15 protein-coding genes, 3 tRNA genes and 2 pseudogenes are annotated in these 21,228 nt (G+C 72.4%); 6 read left to right on the forward strand and 14 right to left on the reverse strand.

Annotated elements, in window-relative coordinates:
* Window positions 1–24: 24 nt before the first annotated feature.
* Entirely contained in the window at window positions 25–513 is a 489-nt protein-coding gene (locus ACRWNP_RS00795; RefSeq protein WP_431958885.1) for a hypothetical protein, read from the reverse strand.
* 442 nt (window positions 514–955) lie between these two features.
* Between ACRWNP_RS00795 and ACRWNP_RS00800 the strand changes: the two are divergent.
* Window positions 956–2,049, forward strand: a pseudogene (locus ACRWNP_RS00800) (tyrosine-type recombinase/integrase); the annotation flags it as partial.
* Between the two features lie 77 nt (window positions 2,050–2,126).
* On the opposite strand, the gene ACRWNP_RS00805 reads toward ACRWNP_RS00800, so the two are convergent.
* Both ACRWNP_RS00805 and ACRWNP_RS00810 read right to left on the reverse strand, forming a co-directional pair.
* Window positions 2,127–2,199: transfer RNA gene (locus ACRWNP_RS00805), tRNA-Arg, on the reverse strand.
* A 181-nt stretch (window positions 2,200–2,380) separates the two neighbouring features.
* Window positions 2,381–2,471: transfer RNA gene (locus ACRWNP_RS00810), tRNA-Ser, on the reverse strand.
* Window positions 2,472–2,657: 186 nt separating this feature from the next.
* Here ACRWNP_RS00810 and ACRWNP_RS00815 point away from each other — a divergent pair.
* Together ACRWNP_RS00815 and ACRWNP_RS00820 are read left to right on the forward strand one after the other, a co-directional pair.
* A complete protein-coding gene (locus ACRWNP_RS00815; protein ID WP_431958886.1) occupies window positions 2,658–3,098 on the forward strand; it encodes an SSI family serine proteinase inhibitor in 441 nt (146 codons plus the stop codon).
* Window positions 3,099–3,316: 218 nt separating this feature from the next.
* Entirely contained in the window at window positions 3,317–6,637 is a 3,321-nt protein-coding gene (locus ACRWNP_RS00820; RefSeq protein WP_431958887.1) for a PAS domain-containing protein, read from the forward strand.
* Window positions 6,638–6,721: 84 nt separating this feature from the next.
* On the opposite strand, the gene ACRWNP_RS00825 is transcribed toward ACRWNP_RS00820, so the two are convergent.
* The 9 genes and pseudogenes from ACRWNP_RS00825 to ACRWNP_RS00865 form a co-directional block, all read right to left on the reverse strand.
* On the reverse strand, window positions 6,722–8,371 hold the full coding sequence (locus tag ACRWNP_RS00825; protein WP_431958888.1) for a long-chain fatty acid--CoA ligase: 1,650 nt from the start codon (window positions 8,369–8,371) through the stop codon (window positions 6,722–6,724).
* 78 nt (window positions 8,372–8,449) lie between these two features.
* Complete coding sequence (locus tag ACRWNP_RS00830) at window positions 8,450–8,974, reverse strand: SigE family RNA polymerase sigma factor (protein ID WP_431958889.1); 525 nt, start codon at window positions 8,972–8,974, stop codon at window positions 8,450–8,452.
* A 172-nt stretch (window positions 8,975–9,146) separates the two neighbouring features.
* Entirely contained in the window at window positions 9,147–10,196 is a 1,050-nt protein-coding gene (locus ACRWNP_RS00835; protein WP_431958890.1) for a DUF1906 domain-containing protein, read from the reverse strand.
* Window positions 10,197–10,305: 109 nt separating this feature from the next.
* Window positions 10,306–10,449 (reverse strand): annotated as a pseudogene (locus ACRWNP_RS00840) (lipid-transfer protein); the annotation flags it as partial.
* Between the two features lie 178 nt (window positions 10,450–10,627).
* The gene (locus tag ACRWNP_RS00845; RefSeq protein ID WP_431958891.1) at window positions 10,628–10,933 is read right to left on the reverse strand and encodes a hypothetical protein; all 306 of its coding nucleotides are present in this window, start codon (window positions 10,931–10,933) and stop codon (window positions 10,628–10,630) included.
* A 601-nt stretch (window positions 10,934–11,534) separates the two neighbouring features.
* Window positions 11,535–12,497 (reverse strand): prolyl aminopeptidase, encoded by a 963-nt coding sequence (gene pip, locus ACRWNP_RS00850; RefSeq protein WP_431958892.1) that lies wholly within the window; start codon window positions 12,495–12,497, stop codon window positions 11,535–11,537.
* Between the two features lie 73 nt (window positions 12,498–12,570).
* The gene (locus tag ACRWNP_RS00855; protein WP_431958893.1) at window positions 12,571–13,938 is read right to left on the reverse strand and encodes an FtsK/SpoIIIE domain-containing protein; all 1,368 of its coding nucleotides are present in this window, start codon (window positions 13,936–13,938) and stop codon (window positions 12,571–12,573) included.
* A 759-nt stretch (window positions 13,939–14,697) separates the two neighbouring features.
* Window positions 14,698–14,784: transfer RNA gene (locus ACRWNP_RS00860), tRNA-Ser, on the reverse strand.
* Between the two features lie 60 nt (window positions 14,785–14,844).
* Window positions 14,845–16,374, reverse strand: coding sequence for a S1C family serine protease (locus ACRWNP_RS00865; protein ID WP_431958894.1), 1,530 nt, complete (start codon window positions 16,372–16,374; stop codon window positions 14,845–14,847).
* 154 nt (window positions 16,375–16,528) lie between these two features.
* Here ACRWNP_RS00865 and ACRWNP_RS00870 point away from each other — a divergent pair, with 154 nt between their 5' ends.
* The 3 genes from ACRWNP_RS00870 to ACRWNP_RS00880 all read left to right on the forward strand — a co-directional run bounded on the left by ACRWNP_RS00870 (window position 16,529) and on the right by ACRWNP_RS00880 (window position 19,166).
* The gene (locus tag ACRWNP_RS00870; protein WP_431958895.1) at window positions 16,529–17,404 is read left to right on the forward strand and encodes a glycerophosphodiester phosphodiesterase; all 876 of its coding nucleotides are present in this window, start codon (window positions 16,529–16,531) and stop codon (window positions 17,402–17,404) included.
* 158 nt (window positions 17,405–17,562) lie between these two features.
* Window positions 17,563–18,084 carry an ATP-binding protein gene (locus tag ACRWNP_RS00875; RefSeq protein ID WP_431958896.1) on the forward strand — a complete coding sequence of 174 codons (522 nt, stop codon included), beginning with the start codon at window positions 17,563–17,565 and terminating at the stop codon, window positions 18,082–18,084.
* 110 nt (window positions 18,085–18,194) lie between these two features.
* Window positions 18,195–19,166: a DUF5926 family protein gene (locus ACRWNP_RS00880; RefSeq protein WP_431958897.1), complete on the forward strand. Its 972-nt coding sequence runs from the start codon at window positions 18,195–18,197 to the stop codon at window positions 19,164–19,166.
* Window positions 19,167–19,368: 202 nt separating this feature from the next.
* Here the strand turns inward: ACRWNP_RS00880 and ACRWNP_RS00885 are convergent, their stop codons facing one another.
* Both ACRWNP_RS00885 and ACRWNP_RS00890 read right to left on the reverse strand, forming a co-directional pair.
* Window positions 19,369–19,899 carry a hypothetical protein gene (locus ACRWNP_RS00885; protein WP_431958898.1) on the reverse strand — a complete coding sequence of 177 codons (531 nt, stop codon included), beginning with the start codon at window positions 19,897–19,899 and terminating at the stop codon, window positions 19,369–19,371.
* A 146-nt stretch (window positions 19,900–20,045) separates the two neighbouring features.
* Window positions 20,046–20,699 carry a bifunctional DNA primase/polymerase gene (locus ACRWNP_RS00890; RefSeq protein ID WP_431958899.1) on the reverse strand — a complete coding sequence of 218 codons (654 nt, stop codon included), beginning with the start codon at window positions 20,697–20,699 and terminating at the stop codon, window positions 20,046–20,048.
* Window positions 20,700–21,228: the final 529 nt, after the last annotated feature.

Here is a 21,228-nt window from a genome sequence, read left to right on the forward strand (position 1 = left end):
TCCGGAATGAGCACGCTCAGCCGATCAACCGGTTTGCCCGGCGGCGAACTCTTCCGCCTCGGTCGTTCCAGTGTCACCTTCCGGCACCCTCAGTGCGAACCAGCCGACCCGGGCCCCCAGAAGCCATACCACTCCCAGGAACAACCCCGGTTCGACTTCGCGTATCTCGTCGCGAACGCCACGAGCGACCAGTGAGATCTTGGAGTAGTCGATGACGATGCAGTCCTGCTGATCCATCAGGCTCGGCCCGACATAGACCTGAGCGACGATGGCGAGCACATCGAATGCAGTCATCCGATTGCTCAGGTAGCCTTCGGGGTCGAAAACCTTTCCTCGCCACAGGGTCATGCGTACCAGCCAGGCGAGCGGCTGAGCCACCCAGCTGCCTCCCCACCGGACGATGCCCGTTCCCTCCGTCGGGCCTTTCGGAATTTCACCGGGCGGACTGGCACGGAATATTTCCATCAAGCCTGCATCACCGATCTTGAGCAGATCCGTCTCGGTGATTGCCACGATTCATCCTCCCGACATGCGGTACTAAGGACCACTCGCACCTGGGGCATGATCCGGAATCCGGCGTCCCTCCTCTTGTCTGAGGTTGACGCTGTCGAACCGCCTAGACCTGCGGAATGCTGTCGGAGGCGAGGAACAGCCCAGGTACAGCCGGCGCTCCCCTGCGCCCGATTTCACCGCCTACGCCGATCTCGATCACGAACATCAGAGTCCGGTCAGGCATCGGGCCACAACTCCGATTATCGGCGCTCCCGAGGAGAACCGCCACCGCTACCGGGGGGAACGGAGCCGCCCGCGAATCCATCAATACCCCTTGACCTCGGAATCCGGGCCAAAGGGTCGTTGCCACATGCGCACCAGACGTACTCATCGATCACATGCCCGCCGCCCACTGGTGTAAGTGATCAAGCCACCCGCGTCCCTATATCGTTCCCAGCGCGGGGACGAGGTCCACGGCAAGTGGATCAACCTGCACACCGAGGCGAAGCGGGGTCCGGTGGCCACCCGGCATCGCACTGCGGCCACCTTCCTCTCTTACTGGCTTGAGTCGATCGTGCGGCCCCACCTCGCCCCGCTGTCGTACGTCTCGTACGAGGGCGCGGTCCGGCTGTACATCGCTCCCCACCTCGGGTCGAAACGGCTCGACAAGCTGACCGTGCGGGACGTCCGGGAGTGGCTGACCAAGCTGTCGACCGTCTGCCAGTGCTGCGCACAGGGCAAGGACGCCAAGCGGGAGTCGAGCCAGCGCCGCTGCTGCGCGGTTGGGGACTGCTGCGGGGTCTACCCGTCCCGCAGGGTGATCCAGGCCGCTCGTGACGCTCTCCGGCCGCTCTGACGCATGCCGTGACAGAGGAGGAGATCGGCAGGAACGTGGCTCCCTTGGTGAAGGTAACCAAGCCTCGACGCCAGAAGATCAAACCGTGGTCCGACTCCGAGGCGAGCCGGTTCCTCACCGACGCCGCGGCTCGCGATGACCACCTCTTCGCGGCCTGGGTGCTCGTCCTGTCCCTCGGGCTGCGCCGTGGCGAGGTCCTGGGGCTGACGTGGTCGTCTGTGGACTTCGAGGCGGGTGAGCTGTACGTGGATCACCAGCTCCAGCGGGCCGGCCGCCAGATCCTGAACCAGGAGACCAAGACCGAGGACTCCGACGACTTCCTCCCTCTGCCCGAACTCTGCCGTAACGCGCTTCGCGTGCGCCGCGCGCAGCAGCTCGGCGACCGGAAGGCTGCCGGGGAACTCTGGCAGGACGATCGTGGGCTGATCTTCACCACAAAGCACGGGCCCCGATCGAGCCGGGCAACCTGACCCGGATGTCGGCCCTGCGCGTCCGCCGCGCCGGCCTCCGGGCGATCCGGCTGCGGAACACCCGGCACGTGCAGCTCGCTCCTGGTCGCTCTCGGGGTCCATCCCAAGGTGGCTCAGCGCATCCTGAGGCACTCACAGATCGCGATGACGTTGGAGGTCTACGCCGCGGCAAGCGACGAAGAGGTGCGGGCGGCTCTCGGCAAGCTTTCCCACGCCATGGGCGGCGACTGACGCGGTTGCTGTACTTCGCTGCTGTACGCCCCAACGCCAGAGGCCCCCGGGTGATCCCGGGGGCCTCTGGTCTGTTGTGCACTCGGCAGGATTCGAACCTGCAACCTTCTGATCCGTAGTCAGATGCTCTATCCGTTGAGCTACGAGTGCTTGTGCTTCCCGGCGTTTTCTTGCCGGTCGGCGTTGCGGGAACAACATTACATGACCCGCGCCGTGAGGTGAAATCCATTAGCCGCACCCGGGCTGACCTGCGGATACGCCAAGGCGACGGTCCAGCAGGGCTGCCGGGAACGGCAGAAGCCCCGGCCGGGTGGCCGGGGCTTCTGAAGGGCGGAGGCGGAGGGATTTGAACCCTCGATCAGGAATAACCCCGAAACCGCATTAGCAGTGCGGCGCCATAGACCGGACTAGGCGACGCCTCCTGATGTGCCCGCGCGAGCGGGTGTGTGCAGATGATGGCACAGCCCACCGGGCTGGGACCAATCGCTGACCAGATTACTAGGCCGTGAGCGGCCAGGGCAAAGGCGTTGCGGCGGGCACTTCGGCGACGCGCCCACGATCGGGTGGATTGGGAGGCGCGGGCCGGGGCGGGGAGGTAGGGACGGAGCATGCGATTGGCTCGTGTGCCCATGACCGCCGCGCTCGTGCTCGGCCTGCCGCTGACGGTGGCCGCGCCGGCCCTGGCCTGCCCTCCGGGGCCGGTGGAGCCCCCCGACGTGCTGCGGGTGACCGTGGACGACGGGGGCGGCCACCTGTCCGAGTACGACCTGCACTGCGACCCCGTCGGCGGGACCCATCCCGAGGCAACACAGGCGTGCGCCCGTCTGGAGCGGCTGGGCGGCCCGGTGGGGCCGGAGCCCGCGGGGACGATGTGCACGATGATCTACAGCGGCCCGCAGCGGGCGACGGTGCGGGGCATCTGGCGCGGCCGGCCCGTGGACGCCCGCTACGACCGCAGCAACGGCTGCGAGACAGCCCGCTGGCGGCGGATGGCCCCGGTGCTGCCCGCACCCGCGCTCCCCGACGGATCCGGTGGCCGGGGTGTGTGACCTGCGGGGTGACCGACACCACATCCGCACGACTCGACCACGAACACTACTCACGCGTACGGGACATGGGCATCCGGAGCCTCGCCGCCAACCGCTGCCCGTACACTCGCTCTAGTGACATGCCCCCCGGTCGGCGGCAAGATGGCCACCACCGGTGGAAGCCCCCTTCGCGGGTGGCGGCGCGGCAGCAAGTGCGGTTTTCAGGGAGGACGCGTCTCGTGAGCAGCAGGCCATCCCGAGGCGCTGCTCGCCTCGCGGCAATACTCGACGCTCTCCCCGACGCGCTGCTGCTGGTGAACGCCAACGGGACCGTCGTCAACGCCAATTCCATCGCCCTGGAGACCTTCGAGTCGCCGGGCACCGCCCTCGTGGGCCGCGGGCTGCTCGACCTCTTGCCGGCGTTCGACGCGCGTCGTATCCCCGGCTCGATGCGCCGTCCCGACGACGACGTGGGCCGCACCAAGCCGACCCGGATGGTCGCCCGGCGGACCGACGGCAGTGAAATTCCGGTGGAGGTCACGAGCGCGAACCTCGACGACGCCCGCACACCTTTCGCCGAGACCTACAGCTACACCGGCGACGAGCTGCTGATGCTGGTCGTCCGGGACCTGACCGGGACGCTGGACACCGAGGCCGAACTCGCCCGCCAGCAGCGCCAGACCGAGATGATCCTGCGCGCCGCCAGCGAGGGCGTGATCGGCGTCGACACCGACGGCAAGATCGTCCTGGTCAATCCCTCGGCCGCGCAGATCCTGGGCTTCCGGGCCACCGACCTCGGCGGGCAGGAGCTGCACCCGCTGGTGCACCACTCCCGTCCGGACGGCACCCCGCTGCCGGCCGAGGAGACGCCGCTCTCCGAGACACTGCGCTCCGGGCTGAAGCACCGGGTCCGCGGCCAGGTGCTGTGGCGCAAGGACGGGCGCTCGGTGCCGGTCGACCTGATCACGGCGCCGGTGCGGGAGGGCGACCAGCTCGTCGGCGCGGTGATGACCTTCACCGACCGCACGCGCTTCGACGCGCTCGCCGCGCGCAACGCGCACCTGCAGTCGCTGCTCGGCGACGCCCTGCGCGGGCCGCTGGACGAACTGCGGGCCGAACTCGCAGGGCTGGCCAACGACCCGGCCGGGCAGCTGTGGCCGGAGGCCAACCAGATCCTGCACCACCTCACCGCGGGCTACGCGCGGATCACCACGCTCATCGACAGCGTCCTGGCCTTCCAGCGGCTCGACCGCGGTGAGGAGAAGCTGCGGCGCGAGACGACCTCGATGGACAAGATCGTGGCCTCCGGTGTCGAGGCGGCGGTCGAGCTGATCGGTCCCGGCCGGGCCCAGTACGCGGTGCACGCGCCGCCGATCGAGGCGACCGTGGACGCCGAGCGGATGTCCCAGGCGCTGTCCCACCTGATCGCGGACGTGGCGGGTGTCGACGCGGCCGGCAACGTGCCGGTCGTGGTCGGCGGCGTCGACTCCACGATCGTGGTGGCCGCGGCGCAGCGCGGAGACTCCGTCCGCATCGAGGTGCGCGGCCCGCACGCGGGCGACAACCCGGTGCACGTGCCGATCGCGCGCGGCATCGTCGAGAAGCACGGCGGCGTGCTCCAGACGCACGAGGTGCCCGGGCAGGGCAGCGCGTACGTGATGGAGGTGCCGGTCGGCAAGGGCGGGGCGAAGACGGCGGTCAAGGAGCCCCGGCGGGAGTCGGAGACGACCGTCATGCCGGTGCCGGCCGAGCCGGTTCGCGGTACCGCCCCCGCCGCACTGCCGCAGGTGCCGTCCCCGGTGCCGGTGCCCGTCCCGGCCCCGCAGCCACCCCAGCCTGGCGTGCCGGTGGCGACCCCGGCGCCGGCCCCCGGCGCCGCGCTCGCGCTGCCCGCCGCGCCGACCACCGACGCACCGACCCCGACCGGACGGCGCCGTGCCCTGCGGCGCCCCGAGGAACCACAGCCCCAGGCCCCGGCCCAGGCGCAGCCCGCCCTCCCCCCGGCCCCCGCCGAGACGCAGGAGCAGCCCACCGGCCGCCGGGCCCGTCGCGGCACCCCGCAGGAGCCGCAGCCGGGGCTGGTGCCCGCACTGCCGGCGGCTCCCGCGCCGGAACAGAGCGCACCGGGCAACGGCCGCCGTGCGCGCCGGGCCGCCACCGAGGCCCCGGCCACACCGGAGCTCCCCGCGCTGCCCGCCGCGCCCGCGCCCGCGACCACCGCCACCCCCGCGACCGAGTGGCCGGAGGCCCAGGGCTCCGCCCGGCGTCCGCGCGGCATCGTGGAGAGCACGCCGCGCCCGTCGGCGATCGTCGACCCGCGGCGGCTTCCCCCGCCCACCCCGGCGCCGCGGCCGGAACCGGCAGCCGTCGAGCCGCCGAGGATCCCCGAGCAGACGCAGCGCAGCCCGGAGCCGCAGCCCATGGCGCCGCCCCAGCCGGTGGCACCTCCCCAGCCGCAGCCCATGGTCCCGCCCCAGGCACCGGCCCCCGCGCCACAGCAGCCGCAGCCGCAGCCGCAACCAGAGGCGCAGGTCTCGCAGAATGGCGGCGGTACGCAGGGCCGGGCGATCAGCGTGCGGACCCTCGGCCAAGGCGTCGCCTTCGCCCAGCAGATCAACGAGCAGATCGCCCAGCCGTCCGGCGGCTCCGGGCGGCGCCGCCGGCTGGCCACCCCCGCGGAACCCGTGCCCGCGCAGGCCGCCGCGCCCGCGGTCGTCAACGGCACGGAGACCCCCGGCCGGGCGTACGCCATAGGCGCCCCCACGGAGGCCACCGAGGGGCCGGAGCCGCTCGACGGCCCCAACGGCGCCGTCGACGTCACGGAGGAGAACGCCCAGGAGCCCGACGCCGTCCTGGACGAGCCGCGCCGGCTGCTGGTCTGGCCCGAACCGGACGTCGCCACCCGCCAGGCACTGACGGACCGCGGCTACCGGCCGGTCATCGTCCGCTCACGCGAGGAGGTCGACGCCCAGGTCGCCGAGCCGCCGGCGGCGCTCTTCGTCGACCCGCTCACCGGACCCATCACACGGACCGCCCTGCAGTCGCTGCGTCAGGCGGCGGCGCAGGCCGAGGTGCCGGTGCTCGTCACGGCCGGCCTCGGGCAGGCGACCCGCGAGGCCGCGTACGGGGCCGATCCCGCCGTGCTCCTCAAGGCGCTGACCCCGCGCGACAGCGAACAGCACCCGCCGCGTGTGCTGCTGATCGAGGCCCATACACCGATCGCCCAGGCCTTCACCGCCACGCTGGAGCGGCGCGGGATGCACGTCGCGCACGCCCAGTCCGAGGCGGACGCGATGACGCTCGCCGCGCAGATGCACCCCAACCTCGTGGTGATGGACCTGATGCTCATCCGCCGCAGGCGACAGGGCATCGTCGACTGGCTGCGGGCGAACGGCCGGCTGGAGCGCACGCCGATGGTCGTCTACACCACGGTCGACATCGACCCGGCGGAGCTGCCGCGGCTGGTGTCCGGCGAGACCGTCCTCTTCCTCGCGGAGCGCTCGACGAGCGCGGACGTCCAGGGCCGCATCGTCGACATGCTCGGCAAGATCGGCTCCTGAGGACCCGCACGCACGGCCCGGACCCGCACGGGCTCCGGGGGCGCGCCCCCGGAGCCCCGCGACTGCGCGCCGCGTACCGCGTCGTCAGACGAGCTTGGTGACGTCCAGCTCGCCGGCCGCGTACTGGCGGCGGATCACCTTTTTGTCGAACTTGCCGACCGAGGTCTTCGGCACCGCCGGGATGACGGCCCAGCGCTCGGGCAGTTGCCAGCGGGCGATGCTCTCGCCGAGGAAGGCCCGCAGCTCCTCGTAGCCGACGGCGTTGCCGTCCTTGAGGACGACCGTGGCCAGCGGCCGCTCGCCCCAGCGCTCGTCGGGTACCGCCACCACCGCGGCCTCGGCGACGGCCGGGTGGGCCATGATGGCGTTCTCCAGCTCGACGGAGGAGATCCACTCGCCGCCCGACTTGATGACGTCCTTGGCGCGGTCGGTCAGCGTCAGGTAGCCGTCGTGGGTGATGGTGCCGACGTCACCGGTGCGCAGCCAGCCGTCGGGGCTGAACTTGTCCTCGGGGCGCAGCGCTTCGGCGTCGGCGCCGCCGTAGTAGGCCGCGGCGATCCACGGCCCGCGGACCTCCAGCTCACCCGCGGACTCCCCGTCCCAGGGCAGCACCTCGCCGGACGGGCCGACCAGCCGGGCCTCCACGGAGGCGGGGAAGCGGCCCTGGGTGATCCGGTACGGCCACTGCTCCTCCTCGGTGAGGCCGGCCGGCGGGTGGGCCATGGTGCCGAGCGGGGAGGTCTCGGTCATGCCCCAGGCGTGGAGGAGGCGGACGCCGAGCTTGTCGTACGCCTCCATCAGGGAGGGCGGGCAGGCGGAGCCGCCGATGGTGACGTGGCGCATGCTGGTGATGTCGCGCGGCTTGGCGGCGAGTTCGGCGAGCAGGCCCTGCCAGATGGTCGGGACCGCGGCGGCGTGCGTGGGACGCTCGCTCTCGATCATCTCGGCGAGCGGGCCGGGCTGCAGGAAACGGTCCGGCATCAGCATGTTGATGCCGGTCATGAAGGTGGCGTGCGGCAGGCCCCAGGCGTTGACGTGGAACTGCGGCACGACGACCAGGGTGGTGTCGGCGTCGGTCAGGCCCATCGACTCGGCCATGTTGACCTGCAGGGAGTGCAGGTAGATCGAACGGTGCGAGAACAGCACGCCCTTGGGATCGCCGGTGGTGCCGGAGGTGTAGCACATGGCGGCGGCGGAACGTTCGTCCAGCTCGGGCCAGTCGTAGCTGTCCGGGCGGCCCTCGATGAGGGACTCGTAGGCGTGCAGGGTGGGGCGGCAGCCCTCCAGCGGCGAGGTGTCGCCGGGGCCGACCACGACCACGTGCTCGACCGACTCCATGGCCGGCAGCAGCGGTGCCAGCAGCGGTATCAACGAGCCGTTGACCAGGATCACGCGGTCGGCGGCGTGGTTGGCGATGAAGACCAGCTGCTCGGCGGGGAGCCGGAGGTTGAGCGTGTGGAGGACCGCGCCCATGGAGGGGATCGCGAAGTACGCCTCGACGTGCGCGGCGTTGTTCCACATGAGGGTCGCGACGCGGTCGTCGCGCTGGACGCCGAGCTCGTCGCGCAGCGCGTGCGCAAGGCGGGCGGCGCGGGTCCCGATCTCGGCGAACGAGCGGCGCTGCGGCTCGCCTTCGCCGGTCCAGGTCGTGACCTGGGACCGGCCGTGCACGGTCGTGCCGTGGGTCAGGATCCGGGACACCAGCAGGGGAACGTCCTGCATCGTGCTCAGCACCAGGCGCCTCCTCGTTGAAGCGGCTACGCGTAAGTAGGTGGGTGCTGAGATTCTGCTGGCATACCGAGCGGTATGTCACTACCCCACGCGCAATTCGGGGTCCTCGCGGAGTTTGCCCAGGGCGCGCGAGACCGCGCTCTTGACCGTACCCACCGAGACCCCGAGCGCCTCGGCGGTCTGGACCTCGCTCATGTCCTCGTAGAACCTGAGGACGACCATCGCCCGCTGGCGGGCGGGCAACCGGGAGATCGCGCGCAGCAGCGCGTCCCGCTGGGCCTGCTGCTCGGCCTCGTCGGGGCCGGTCACGGCGTGGCCGTGCGGCTCGGGCAGTTCGTCGGTGGCGTACTCCTCGACGCGGCGCCTGCGCCACTGCGAGGTGCGGGTGTTGACCAGCGTGCGGCGCACGTAGCCGTCCAGCGCCCGGTGGTCGTCTATCCGGTCCCACGCCAGGTAGGTCTTGGTCAGGGCGGTCTGCAGCAGGTCCTCGGCGTCGCAGGGGTTGGCGGTGAGCGAGCGCGCGGTCCGCAGCAGCGCCGGGCCCTTGGCCCGGACGTAGCGGGTGAACTGGGCCTGGGAGGCGCTTGTGCACACGGGCGTGGTCATGGCTCAACGCTAGGAGCCGGTCCGGGTGCGGGGGATCCGCCGCAGGTGCCGAAGCCGGGTCACCCTGAAGTCGTAGGGCGGGGGGCCGCCCCACCTCCGGAGGGCTGAGGCCGGACCCGCCGCCCCTACGGGTCACCCCGCAGGGACGGCGTTCCCGCGGCCGCCCGCCGGTTCATCCGACGACGGCCACCGGCCCGTCCAGGCGGTCGCGGTCGATCGCCAGGCGCCGGCCGCCGTGCTTCTCGCGCACGCTGCCCGAGTACTGGTGGATGCGTCCGTGCGGATGCCAGGCCTCCCGTGCGAGCACCGGTTCGTCGCGGACCGCGGGCTTGCCCTGCCAGCGGGCGAACCAGACGGCGCGCGGCAGGTCGTCGTAGCCCTCGCGGCGGGCCCGCTCGATGTGCCGGATGCCGGACTCCGAGCTGCTGTAGAGCCCCGGCAGGTAGCCGGCGTCGTCGACCTCGCGGTCCCAGCCCCGGATGAAGTCGAGGGTGTGGTCGGCGCAGTGGGACCGCTTGACGTTGTATGCCTCCATGTCGAGGTAGAGCGCGCTGCCCTCCTCGAAGCCGAGGGCAGCGGCCCTGCGCACGGCGTCCCAGCCCTCGCTCGCCCCCTGGCCCCAGGGGTCGTCGGTGCTCATCCGGTGGTTGCGCAGATGTCTGCCGCGTACGCAGGGAGACTGCGAGCCGACGTAGATGGGCAGGATGCGCCAGCCCATCCGGTGCACCGAACGCACCCAGTTGCGGTTGAGGTGCCGCTGGGTGCTGCAGGCGCGGGCGCGGCCGCCGTAGTAGACGCCGATGGCGCGGTATCTGGAGCGCAGCCAGGCCCGCATCGTGGACAGCGGTGGTGTGCGGCAGGTGTCGAAGCCGTAGCCGCGGTAGACACGGGCCGGGCCGCCTCCGGAGGGGGCGCCCTCGTCCCCGCCGAGGCCGTAGGGGAGGTCGAGGCCGTCCAGGAGGCCGGTGTCGGCGAAGCCGAACGGGCCGTCGTCACCGCCGTCACCGGGCGCCCGGGCCGGCCGGTACGTCCGGGCCGAGACCGCCTCGGAAGCCGTCACCGAGGCCGCCATGGAAGCCGTAGCCGTCACCGAGGCCGGCTTGACGACCGAGGCGGCGGGCCGCGGCACGACGGCCTCGGCCGCGGTGGGCCCGGCCAGCAGGCAGGCAACCACCATCGCCACGATCGCCCCGCGTCGGATGATCGGCTTGTGTTCGCACATGCGTCGAGTGAACGCAGGCGTCTTCCCGCGCATCAGGAAGCCACGCCCGCTGGTCAGCCGTACGCAGCAACACCCGGCCCCGGATGGGCCGCCGGGCACCGGGTCCTGATCAGTCCGCCGCGCCCAGCAGCAGCCCCGGGGTCGGCACCGCCGTACCTGCCGTTACCAGGACATGGGCCGCGCCCGGGATCTGGTTGACACTGGTGCCGCGCGACTGCCGCACCGCCTCCACGATGCCGTGCACGCCGCGCAGGCGCCGACCGAGCCGTCGGATTGGCGAGAGGGCGGCGTCGCTGTCAAGACGCCCGGACGGATGGCGTTGTCCACAGGCTGTGGACAACGTCGGACGTGACTGCGCGACGGCAGTGAGGTTGCCGTCGCGCAGTCGCCCCTTCAGTCCCGCGACCCGCCCCGGCGGCGGGCCGGTCCGCTCACCACATGGGTCCGAAGTGGATGTCGAGCGATGGCTGGTTGATGGTGGTGAAGGCCGAACCGACCACGCTGGCCGTGCTGTTCTGGTTGGCGGCCCCCGCCCCCGTAGCGGCCTGCTGCGTGGTCGTCACGGTCCCGAAGTTGTCGCGGCCCACGGTGCCGCCGCTGTTGCTCACCACGGTCGCGTTGGAGGTGCCACCCGCCACGGCGCCGTTGTCGGCCACCGCCGTGCCGGCGAACAGCGCCGCCGCCAGCGGCACCGCGGCCAGGGCGGCCATGACTCGGGCGGTACGGATGCTTGCCATGTGTTTCCCTCCGAGGAGTGGATACGAGTGCGCGGTGCGGCCGGCCGACCGCTCCGCCGGCTCTGCGACGTCGCCGCAAGCAGAGTTGCCCAGCGCCGCTGCGGACAAGCCGGACCTTGATCCCTTTCGCTCGCAAGCATGACGATCTGTCGACAAACCTCCACAACCGCCATGACTGACCTGCTCGGCCACATCTCGGGCACCACGACCCGGGCCCCGCGGACGCGGAATCGTTACGGCACGACTTTCGGCCAACCTCGGCGGCCACCGGGGTCGCCGCCGTGCCGCCGTTCGAGCGGATGCCGCCCGTCCGCGGTGCGTGGCGCTCCGGAAGGCGGCCGTTTGTTTCCTACGCTCCGGCTGACGGGACCCCGCCGGTCCGTCGCGCCCTCGCACCCGCACGTCCCCCGCCCGGCCGCACCGCTTCTCCAGGGGAGAGAGGTGACCCGGTGTCCCGTACCCGATCCCCGCTGACCCGGCTGGTCGCCGTACCGCCCCTCGGCGCGGCCTGACTCGCCGGCTGCGCGGAACGCGCCCCGTCCGGGCACCCCCACGCCACGGACCGGCGGCACCCCACGGTGCCGCCCCCTCCCGCACGCGGTCAGCGCGCGCCGAAGCGCCGCGCCGCCGCCACGACCGCCTCGCCCATGGCGGGGCTGCCCGTGTGGCCGGAGTCGTCGATCACCTGGAGCTCCGCACCGGGCCACGCCTTCGCCAGCTCCCACGCGGTCGTCAGCGGACTGCCCAGGTCAAGCCGCCCGTGGATCAGCACCCCCGGGATCCCGGCGAGACGGTGCGCGTCGCGCAGCAACTGACCCTCCTCCAGCCAGGCGCCGTTGGCGAAGTAGTGAGCGCAGATCCGCACGAAGGCGACGAGGTCGTCGTCGGGCCGGTCGCCGTAGGCCCCCGGCTTCCCGTTGGTCTCGTGCGCGATGACCGCGTCCTCCCAGGTCACCCAGTCGCGTACGGCCTTGTCCCGCACCGCCGGGTCCGGGCTGTTCAGCAGCCGGTCGTACGCGGCCGGGAGGTTCCCCTCCCGCTCCCCGGGCGGCACCCCGTCCCGGAACGTCTCCCACGGCCCGGGTACCAGCCGGGCGACACCGCGGTAGAGCCAGTCGATCTCCTCCCGCCGGGTCGTGGTGACCCCGACGATCACGATCTCCGACACCCGCTCCGGGTACCGCTGCGCGTAGGCCAGGATCAGCGTCGACCCCCACGAGCCGCCGTACAGCATCCACCGCTCGACGCCCAGGTGCTCGCGCAGCCGCTCCATGTCGGCGATCAGGTGCTCGGTCGTGTTGTGCTCGAGCGACACCGCCGGGTCCGAGGCGTGCGGCAGGCTCTGCCCGCTCCCTCGCTGGTCGAACAGCACGATCCGGTACACCTGGGGATCGAAGGTCTTCCTGCTGCCCCGCTTCCCCCCGGCCCCCGGGCCCCCGTGCACGCACAGGACCGGCTTGCCCTCCGGGTTCCCGCTGGTCTCCCAGTAGACGCGCTGCCCGTCCCCGACGTCGAGCAGCCCCGACGCGTACGGCTCGATCAGCGGAAATCCCGCTGCTGCCATCACGATCCCCTCCTCCGCACCGGCGAACCACCCCCGCGAGGCTAGCCGTTCACGCGCCGGACCGCGGCCCGCGTCACTCGGGGCCCGAGCGGGGCCGGGGGAAGGGCCCGGGTTCCTCCGGTCCGTCCTCCTCGCCCGCCGCGGAGGGGCGGTGGCGGTCCAGGGCCGGCAGCTCGGGCACCAGGTGGGCGTGGGCCCGGCAGACGGCCGCGGTCTCGGCGATCGACACCAGCGGGGTACGGATGTGGGACCAGCCGCCCGAGGCGTCGCCCGCCACCGCTACGCCCATCCGGTCCCGGGCGATGGCGGTCGCGGCGGCCATCGCCTCGGGCGAGATGTCGCCCAGGCCCACCTCAGCGGTCTGCTTGTTGACGCGGTGGACGACGCGACCGGTGAGCTGGGACCGGAGCGTGGCGGCGCCCTTGCCGAGCTCGACCCCGAACCGCTGCCCGCAGATCTCCAGGTAGATGCCGACCGCGCGGGCCCGTTGGGCCAGCCGGATCAGGTTCGCCACCATGCGGTCCCGGCGTTCCTCGTCCTTCTTCGTCGCGCTGAGGAAGAGTTCGGCGACCTCGTCGACCAGCACCACGACGGGTACCGGACGCACGTACGCGGGCAGCCCCCAAATGTCGGAGGCCACCTCCTCGTCCGGGGTGTCCAGCGCCGTGCGCTGGCACTCCTTGAGCAGCGCGAAGCGGTGCTCCATCTCCCCGACCAGCGCGTCCAACAGCTCCGCCGCCTGCTCCCGGTCGGTCGCCAGGGCCGACAGCCGCGACGCGTAAGGGATCTGCTCCACCCCGCCCTTGCAGTCGATGCCCACCAGGGCCACGGGCAGCCTGGCCAGGTTCATGATCAGGTTGCGCTGGTAGGTCGACTTGCCCGACTGGTTCGCCCCGAGGGTGAGCGCGTGCGGGATCTCCCGGTAGTTCCGCACGAAGGCGGTCCCGTCGTCCCGCAGCGCCACCGGCACCACCATCGGGCCGGACGGCAGGCGGCGCGGCATCCGCACCTCGCGAAGCACGTCGTAGCCGGTCATCCGCAGCTCCACCAGCCCGGGCCCGAGCTCGGCCACGTGCACCGCGTGCACGCCCCACGCGTGGCGCAACCGGTTGGACGCGGCGGCCACATCGGCCGGCTCCAGCCCGCCCGGCAGCCGCAGCCGCACCCGCATCCCGGTCAGCGAGCCGCCCACCCGCCGGATCCTGGGCGGCACCGGCCGCACCTCCCGGCGTCCCACCGCCCACCCCGCCAACGCCCTTGCCCGCGACGGCGGTACGGCCAGCCCGCACGCCGCCATCGTGGAACCGTAGGTCGACAGGAACCGCCCCCAGGCCAGCGGCAGCCCGAGCAGCAGCCAGAACGCGACCGGGAACCGTCGGCGGCCGTAGGCCAGGCCACCGGCCGAGGCCAGCAGCAGACCCAGGAGCGCGACACCCGTCATGGTGATCAGCCCTTGCCGTTCGGGACGGCGGCCGGGACCGGCGCGGTACCCACCCGCGGCAACACGCGAGCGGATCCCATGACCGGTTTGACCGTTAAGCGTATTCTCCCAGCCCCATCCCCGCCTCCCGGTCACCGACACCGTGGTTCCACCCGGGGGGCCGCGCCCCGTTCGGCCGACGGCCGCGGCCGGGATGTTCAACCCCACCAGGACGCAGGGGCGATTGATCGATCGGCCGGCGTCTACCCGGCCGACGGCCGGCACGGCACGGCACGCCGCGACCGCGGCAAAGTGGCGCGGGCGATGGGGTACGGCCATGGACTCCTGGGAACTGGGCATCGGCCAGGAGACCACCGGCCGCCGCGTGGCCGTCGTGCGGGTGGGGGCCGAACGCGGTCTCGACGGCCTCTGGGCCTCCTGGAACGGCAGGAAGTCCAAGGGGGGCCCGCACCCGGAGACGGTGCCTACACCCGGCAGACGACCGTCCGGTTCGGCGGTGGCACCACACCGGTGCCCGTGGCAGCGGCAACCTCCAGGTGCTGTGCGGCGTCCTGCCGGGCCGAGGACGACGGCATGCACACGCTCGGCAGCACCCGTACCCGGGGCGAGGACGAACTCCGGCGGGAAGCTGTTGGGTGCGGCGGCATCGAGACCTTCACGTACCCCTGGCGCACTGCCTACGGGCTGAGCCACGGCACGAAGAAGGGGCGCCCCCGTGTCTGGGGCACCCCTTCTGTCCAGCGCCTTCGCCGGCCATTGCGGAGAGTGTGGGATTTGAACCCACGGTGACATCGCTGCCACGACGGTTTTCAAGACCGTTCCCTTAGGCCGCTCGGGCAACTCTCCCCGCGCCGCGGAGTCCGGCTGGTGGGCCGGGCGGCGCGGGGGACAGCCTAACGGGTCGGCTCAGCTGGTGCTGTCGCCCTTGCGTTCGCCGAGGGTGAGGGTGGCGGTGTGGGTCTGGCCGTCACGGGTGTACGTGAGCTTGACCTTCTCGCCGGGCTCGTGCTGCCAGATCTCGCCGATGAGGGTGGGGCTGGAGTCGACCACGGTGTCGTCGAACTTGGTGATGACGTCGCCGGAGCGCAGGCCGGCCTGGTCGGCGGGGCCGCCGGCGGTGACGGCGTCGGCGCCGGTGGCGATCTTGGCGCCCTCGCCGCTGTAGCTGGAGTCGACGTGGACGCCGATGACCGCGTAGACCGGCTCGCCGGTCTTGATCAGGCCCTCGGCGACGCGGCGGGCCTGGTCGATGGGGATGGCGAAGCCCAGGCCCACGCTGCCCGCCTGGGAGGTGCCGTCGTTGCTGCCGGTGGACTGGATGGCGGAGTTGATGCCGATGACCGCGCCCTCGGAGTTGAGGAGGGGGCCGCCGGAGTTGCCCGGGTTGATCGAGGCATCGGTCTGTATGGCGCTCATGTAGGAGGCGTTGGAACCCTCCCCGTCGCTGGAGGCGATGGGGCGGTGCAGGGCGCTGACGATGCCGGTGGTGACGGTGCCGGAGAGCCCGAAGGGGGCGCCGATGGCGATGGTGGAGTCGCCGACGGCCACCTTGTCGGAGTCGCCGAGGGCGAGCGGGGTGAGCTTGTCGGGGGTGACGCCCTTGAGCTTGATGACGGCGACGTCGTAGCCCTGGGCGCGGCCGACGACCTCGGCCTCGTACTTCTTGCCGTCGGAGAACGTGGCGGTGAGCTTGCCGCCGTCGGCGGCGGGGGCGACGACGTGGTTGTTGGTGAGGATGTGGCCTTCCTTGTCGTACACGAAGCCGGTGCCGGTGCCGCTCTCCTGGCGGCCGGTGGCCTCGATCGTGACGACGCTGGGGAGGGCCTGCTTGGCGATGCCCGCGACCGAGTCCGCGGCGCGGCTGAGGTCCTTGGGGTTGCCGACCGAGGAGACGGTGGTCGAGGAGCTGTCGTTGCGGTCCGCGGCCCAGAAGCCGACTCCGCCGCCTATGCCGCCCGCGACGAGTGCGGCGACCAGCACGGCGGCGACCAGGCCGCCGGTGCCGCGCTTCTTGGGCGCGGGGGCGGCCGGCACCGGCGTACCCCAGACCGGGCCCATGGGACCGGAGGGCCCGGCGGGACCGCCGTACGGCTGGGTGGGCGGCGGCGCGACCGGCGGCAGGGGCGCGGTGCGCACCTCGGCGGGCGGTGCCGCGGGGGCGGCCGGGGGAGCGGCCGGGGGCCCCGCGGGAGGACCGGCCGGAGGCTCGGCCGCGGCGGGCGCCGGGGACGCCGGCGCGGTGGGGGCCGCGGGAGCCTCCGCAGCGGCGGGGGCGGCAGCCGGCCCCGGCGACGACGCCTGTGCCTCGGCCGGGGGACCGGCCGGCACGGCGGCGGGGGGCGCGGGAGGTGCAGCGGGAGCGGCGGACCCAGCGTCAGCGGGCGGCTGCGTCGGCAGCGCCGCCGGGACCGGGCCGACCTCGTTCTCGGTGCTCACGGCTGTTCTCCTCGGATATGCGTTGTATGCCGTGCGTACGGTTACGGCTACGGTACGTACGACGACCGTCTTGATGGACACAGCTTTTCCCACCGGATGTCAGGCCGCCGTAAGCAGCGGCCGTTCCCGGCCCGGCGGATGGCACGATAGCCCGGTGACTGATCTCCGCGCGATCCAGGTCGTGGCTCACCGGGGAGCGTCCGAGGACGCCCCGGAGCACACGCTCGCCGCCTACCGCAAGGCGATCGAGGACGGCGCTGACGCCCTGGAGTGCGACGTGCGCCTCACCGCCGACGGCACGCTGGTCTGCGTGCACGACCGCCGGGTGAACCGCACCTCCAACGGGCGCGGCGCGGTCTCCGCGCTGGAGCTGGCGGACCTGAGGACCCTGGACTTCGGCAGCTGGAAGGCGCAGGGCGGCACCGGACGGGCCGGCGGGACGCGGCGGCGCCCGTCCGCGGAGCTGCGCTCCCTCCTCGACGCCGACGCCGAGGCCCCCGACCGCTTCGACGGCGGGCAGGACGAACTCAGCGGCGTCCTGACCCTGGAGCGGCTGCTGGAGCTGGTCGCGGACACCGGCCGCCGGGTGGAGCTGGCGATCGAGACCAAACACCCCACCCGCTGGGCGGGCCAGGTCGAGGAGCGGCTGGTGGAGCTGCTGGACCGGTTCGGGATGCTGTGGCCCAAGCCGGGCGAGCCGTCGCGGGTCCGTGTGATGAGTTTCTCCTCCCGTTCGCTGCGCCGGATCCGGATGGTCTCGCGCGACCTGCCGACCGTCTTCCTGATGCAGTACGTACTGCCCCGGCACCGCGACGGCCGGCTGCCGGCCGGGGTGGGGATCGCCGGGCCCGGCATCCGCATCCTGCGTTCCCACCCCGGGTACGTGGAGCGGCTGCACGAGGCGGGGCACCGGGTCCACGTGTGGACGGTGAACGAACCGGAGGACGTCGAACTCTGCGTGCGGCTGGGCGTCGACGCCGTCATCACCAACCGCCCACGGCAGGTTCTGGCCCAACTCGGGCGCCACTGAAGGGAATCCGGAGAATCACGATCCACGGGCGTTGTGCACCGGCGCGTTCGGAACCTGTTCGATCGTTGTGTGTGCCCCAAGAGATCGCAGTTGGCCGGTTTCCGGCGCAGAACGAGAGGGCATCCATCCCGTGGCGTGGGGTGAAGGAGGTCTCGGGGGTGGCGTTGGTGGTGGCCCAGGAGGTGCCGACGTCCTCGACCATGGCCTTGCCTCATGGTCCGGGGGGCGTGGGCGAGGCGCGGCGCAGGCTGCGCAAGGAACTGTGCGCGAACGGGGTCGCGGAGCCGGTCGTCGACGACGCGGTGCTCATCATGTCGGAACTGCTCAGCAACTCCTGCCGGCACGCCCGGCCGCTGGGCGAGGACACGCCGGCCCCCAGCGGCATCGGCATCAGGGCCGCCTGGCGGATCGACGCGGACGGGCTGCTGACGGTGGAGGTCACCGACGGCGGCGGGCCGACCCGACCACTTCCGGCCAGTCCCTCGCTGACCGCCCGCGGCGGCCGCGGGCTTGGCATCGTACGGAACCTGTCGCTGCGCTGGGGCGTGCGCGACGCCCCCGGCGAGGTCACGGTGTGGGCGATGCTCGCGGTGCGCGGCCGTCACGCGCGGCGCGACGACCTCGCGCCGCAACTCGACATCCCGATCGACTTCGCGGACCCCTTCGACGACCTCCCGTAGGCCCCGCGGGGCAGTTGCCCGGCCCGCGCGGGCGCGACCTCCGATGGGGGCGGACGGCGTGGCGCTAGGCTCACGGCCGGAACACCGCCGTTACCGGGAGAGATCGAGCCATGGCGAAGAAGCGCCCGACGAAGACGAAGGCCCCCGCCCGCCCGCAGGTCACGGACGGGGAGATCCCCGCCGTCGGGGCCCGGGAGCCCTGCCCGTGCGGCTCGGGACGGCGCTACAAGGCCTGCCACGGCCGTGAGGCGGCGCACGCGGTGACGGAGCTGGTGCGGCGGCCGTTCGAGGGCCTGCCGGGCGAGTGCGACTGGGTGGCGTTGCGTGAGCTGGTGCCCGCCGCCACGGCCGAGTTGACGCTCAGGGACCCGCTGCCGGAGGGCGTGCCGTCCGTCACCCTGGCGACCGTGCTGCCGATGGCGTGGCCGGGGCTGCGCCGCGACACCGGCGCGGTGCTGCTGGGCCTGCAGAACGACACCGCTTCCGGGGACATCAGCCGGGACCTGGCCGACACCCTGCTGCGCGCGCTGCGGGCGGAGCCGGGCAACCCGGTGGGCGGGGAGCGCCCGGCGCCCGAGGGTCCCCGGCTGCAGGATCTCCTCGACCTGGACGCCGCGTTCGAGCCGGTGGTGCACACCGGCTTCGAGTTCTGGCTGGAGAACGCGGATTCCGCCACCGGCGAGGTCGCCGCCTCGCTGGAGCGGGCGAACGCGGCGGTGATCCCGACCGTGCGGCTGGCTGGTGTCGACGCCGCGTACTGGTGCGAGACCCCGGAGAAGAACCACCTGCGCTGGGTCATGCCGCACCCGGAGGAGCAGTTGCTGGACGCGCTGGCCCGGCTGCACGCCGCCGGCGCCTCGTCGCTGGGCGAGGGCACGCGGCTGGTGGGCTCGTTCCGGGCGCACGGACTGGTCGTCCCGGTGTGGGACCTGCCGATGGGCGTCTCGGCGGACGAGGTCGAGAAGCCGGCTGCGGCCTTCGGCGAGCGGCTGGCCGAGGCGCTGGAGCGGACGACCCCGCTCACGGCGGAGGAGCGGCGGGCGCGCAGCGGCTTCACCAACCGGCAGATCACCCTCAGCTGACCGGTCTCCCGCGCCGGTAGTCGCAGTTCAGGCCATGATCGCCGCCGGGTGATCCTGGTCACAGCCGCTGCCGGCCGGGCCCGGAACCGGGGCCGGAACCCGTACCCCGGATTTGCGTACAGGCGAAGTCTTGTTACCGTTTGAACAGTCCGGTCGCTGGTGCATCCCCCGTCGCCAGCGACCGGACGTTTCCATGTGCGGGTCAGTGCGTGGATCCACTGCGCAGCAGCGGGTGTTCCCCGCCCTCCTCGGCGATCTCCGCCACCGCCATGTACGGCTCCGTAACCTCCGCCACCGTCGGCTCGCGCGGTGTCTCGCAGCTCCCGCTCCCCTCGTCCGCGGTGATGACGCACCGCGCCTGCACCGTCCGGCCGTCGGGCCGCATGAGGGTCAGCACGCCGTCCAGGGGCCGGCCCGTGGTGTTGGTGTAGTACGTGCGAGCCCAGGTGTCGCCGTCCTCGTCGATGGTGCAGGTCTGCGCCCGCAGGCCTGCAGGGGAGGCGAGTTGGGGACCGCAGGATGCGGTCTGGCGTTCGGATTCGGCCAGCTTCGGCAGGGTGTCGAAGATACTGGAATCGCTTGACAAGGGCTTGTCGTCCGTGACCGCCGTCGTCACGTCCACGGGCACGGCGGGGAGGACGGGCCCGGCGGTGGCGCCGGTCAGGGGCAGCATCGCGGCCGCCGCCACGACCGTGGCGAGGGCGGCCATCCGCAGGTTCGGCGCACGCATCATGCCCAGAACATAGCGGGAGAAACGGACATGGAACGGGGGCCGTTGCCCGTTCGCCGGGCTACGGCCCCCGCTCCTACCCGAACGAGTGACGACCGCCGGGGACGGCAGCCGTCACACGCCTCCGGTGAAACCACCGCGGGATCCGGTCAGTACGAGAGCCGGCTGCCGTCCGGCGCCGTGCGCCCGGCCTGCACCAGGGTGTCGACGATCACCCGCACGCTGGGCAGCCACGGTGCCCTCTCGCCCTGGTCCACCACCGGCTGCCGGACCCAGCGCGCCCCCGCGGTGCCGCCGGACCCGACCGGGGAGGGCGGCAGGACGAGGTAGCCGCCCTGGCCGTGGTACCGCAGTGAGGTCGGCACCCATTCATGGCGGTCGAGCAACTCGCCCAGTTCCTCCAGGGAGTACGGCTCCACCATCAGCGCGAAGCGCGTGGGGGTGGCCACGACCGGACCGGTACGCACCCCCAGCTTGTCGAAGACGCCCAGCGCCCGCGCCCCCGCGACGGCCGGCAGGCTCACCGCCGAGACCCGGTCGCCCGTGGCGAGCACGAGCGGCTGATCCGGCCGCCGCGTCCACCACCAGCGGACCATCCGTGGATCACGGGTGGCCGCGAGGAGGCCCGGATCGTGCGGATGGGCGCCCGGCACCGGACAGTCGGTCCGCAGACAGGCGCATCCGCCGCGTGCGTCCGTACCGGCTCCGGGTACCACGGGCCATTGCCACCGTTCGGCGCAGGTGAGCGCCGCACGCAGCAGCTCCGGACTGCTCTTGCGTCGCTTTCCGAGGATCTCGCGCATCAGCGCTCGTTCCTTTCCGTTAGCGCTCAGGGATCTGCCCATGACACAAAGTAATCTGGAACACACCGCTCACGAGGCAGCGCATCACGTCTCGAGCCGAGCGTGGAACGTGGCGGGGGGGTGGCGCACACTGGCGCTTGTTCGTCCTGCGGAGTGCCGGGAACTGCTGCGTGCGCTTGCGTCTGCTGCTGTGTGCGGTCCCGCTGGCTGTGCAACACCCCGCCCTGGGGGGAGGGTCGGCCGTCTCCGTCCATGACGCCCTGGCAGGGCGCCGGGTTCCTGAGGCCGCCAACTCCCATCCCGTACGTACCCGCTACGACGGATATGACGCGCTGTCGAACCCCTTCAGTCGACAACCAATTGTGGCACGCCGTGCCCTTTTTCGGCCATAGTCCCGCATCCTCTCGGGCTCGCCGACACCAGCCCCTCTACCTGGGCAATCCTGGACACACCCACGAGTAGGCGGTAGAAGGGAATCCATTGATAGCGGCGCAGCATGAGCTTGGGGGTTTGCGATGCTATTGACGGA

Source organism: Actinacidiphila sp. bgisy160, from assembly GCF_965342435.1.
Classification (GTDB): domain Bacteria; phylum Actinomycetota; class Actinomycetes; order Streptomycetales; family Streptomycetaceae; genus Actinacidiphila.

Coding starts and splice junctions, on each gene's coding strand:
- pip (WP_431958892.1), bottom strand. CDS start 12,497: ATGGCAGCAGCGGGATTTCCGCTGATCGAGCCGTACGCGTCGGGGCTG.
- ACRWNP_RS00830 (WP_431958889.1), bottom strand. CDS start 8,974: ATGACCACGCCCGTGTGCACAAGCGCCTCCCAGGCCCAGTTCACCCGC.
- ACRWNP_RS00835 (WP_431958890.1), bottom strand. CDS start 10,196: ATGTGCGAACACAAGCCGATCATCCGACGCGGGGCGATCGTGGCGATG.
- ACRWNP_RS00815 (WP_431958886.1), top strand. CDS start 2,658: ATGCGATTGGCTCGTGTGCCCATGACCGCCGCGCTCGTGCTCGGCCTG.
- ACRWNP_RS00845 (WP_431958891.1), bottom strand. CDS start 10,933: ATGGCAAGCATCCGTACCGCCCGAGTCATGGCCGCCCTGGCCGCGGTG.
- ACRWNP_RS00885 (WP_431958898.1), bottom strand. CDS start 19,899: ATGATGCGTGCGCCGAACCTGCGGATGGCCGCCCTCGCCACGGTCGTG.
- ACRWNP_RS00880 (WP_431958897.1), top strand. CDS start 18,195: ATGGCGAAGAAGCGCCCGACGAAGACGAAGGCCCCCGCCCGCCCGCAG.
- ACRWNP_RS00890 (WP_431958899.1), bottom strand. CDS start 20,699: ATGCGCGAGATCCTCGGAAAGCGACGCAAGAGCAGTCCGGAGCTGCTG.
- ACRWNP_RS00855 (WP_431958893.1), bottom strand. CDS start 13,938: ATGACGGGTGTCGCGCTCCTGGGTCTGCTGCTGGCCTCGGCCGGTGGC.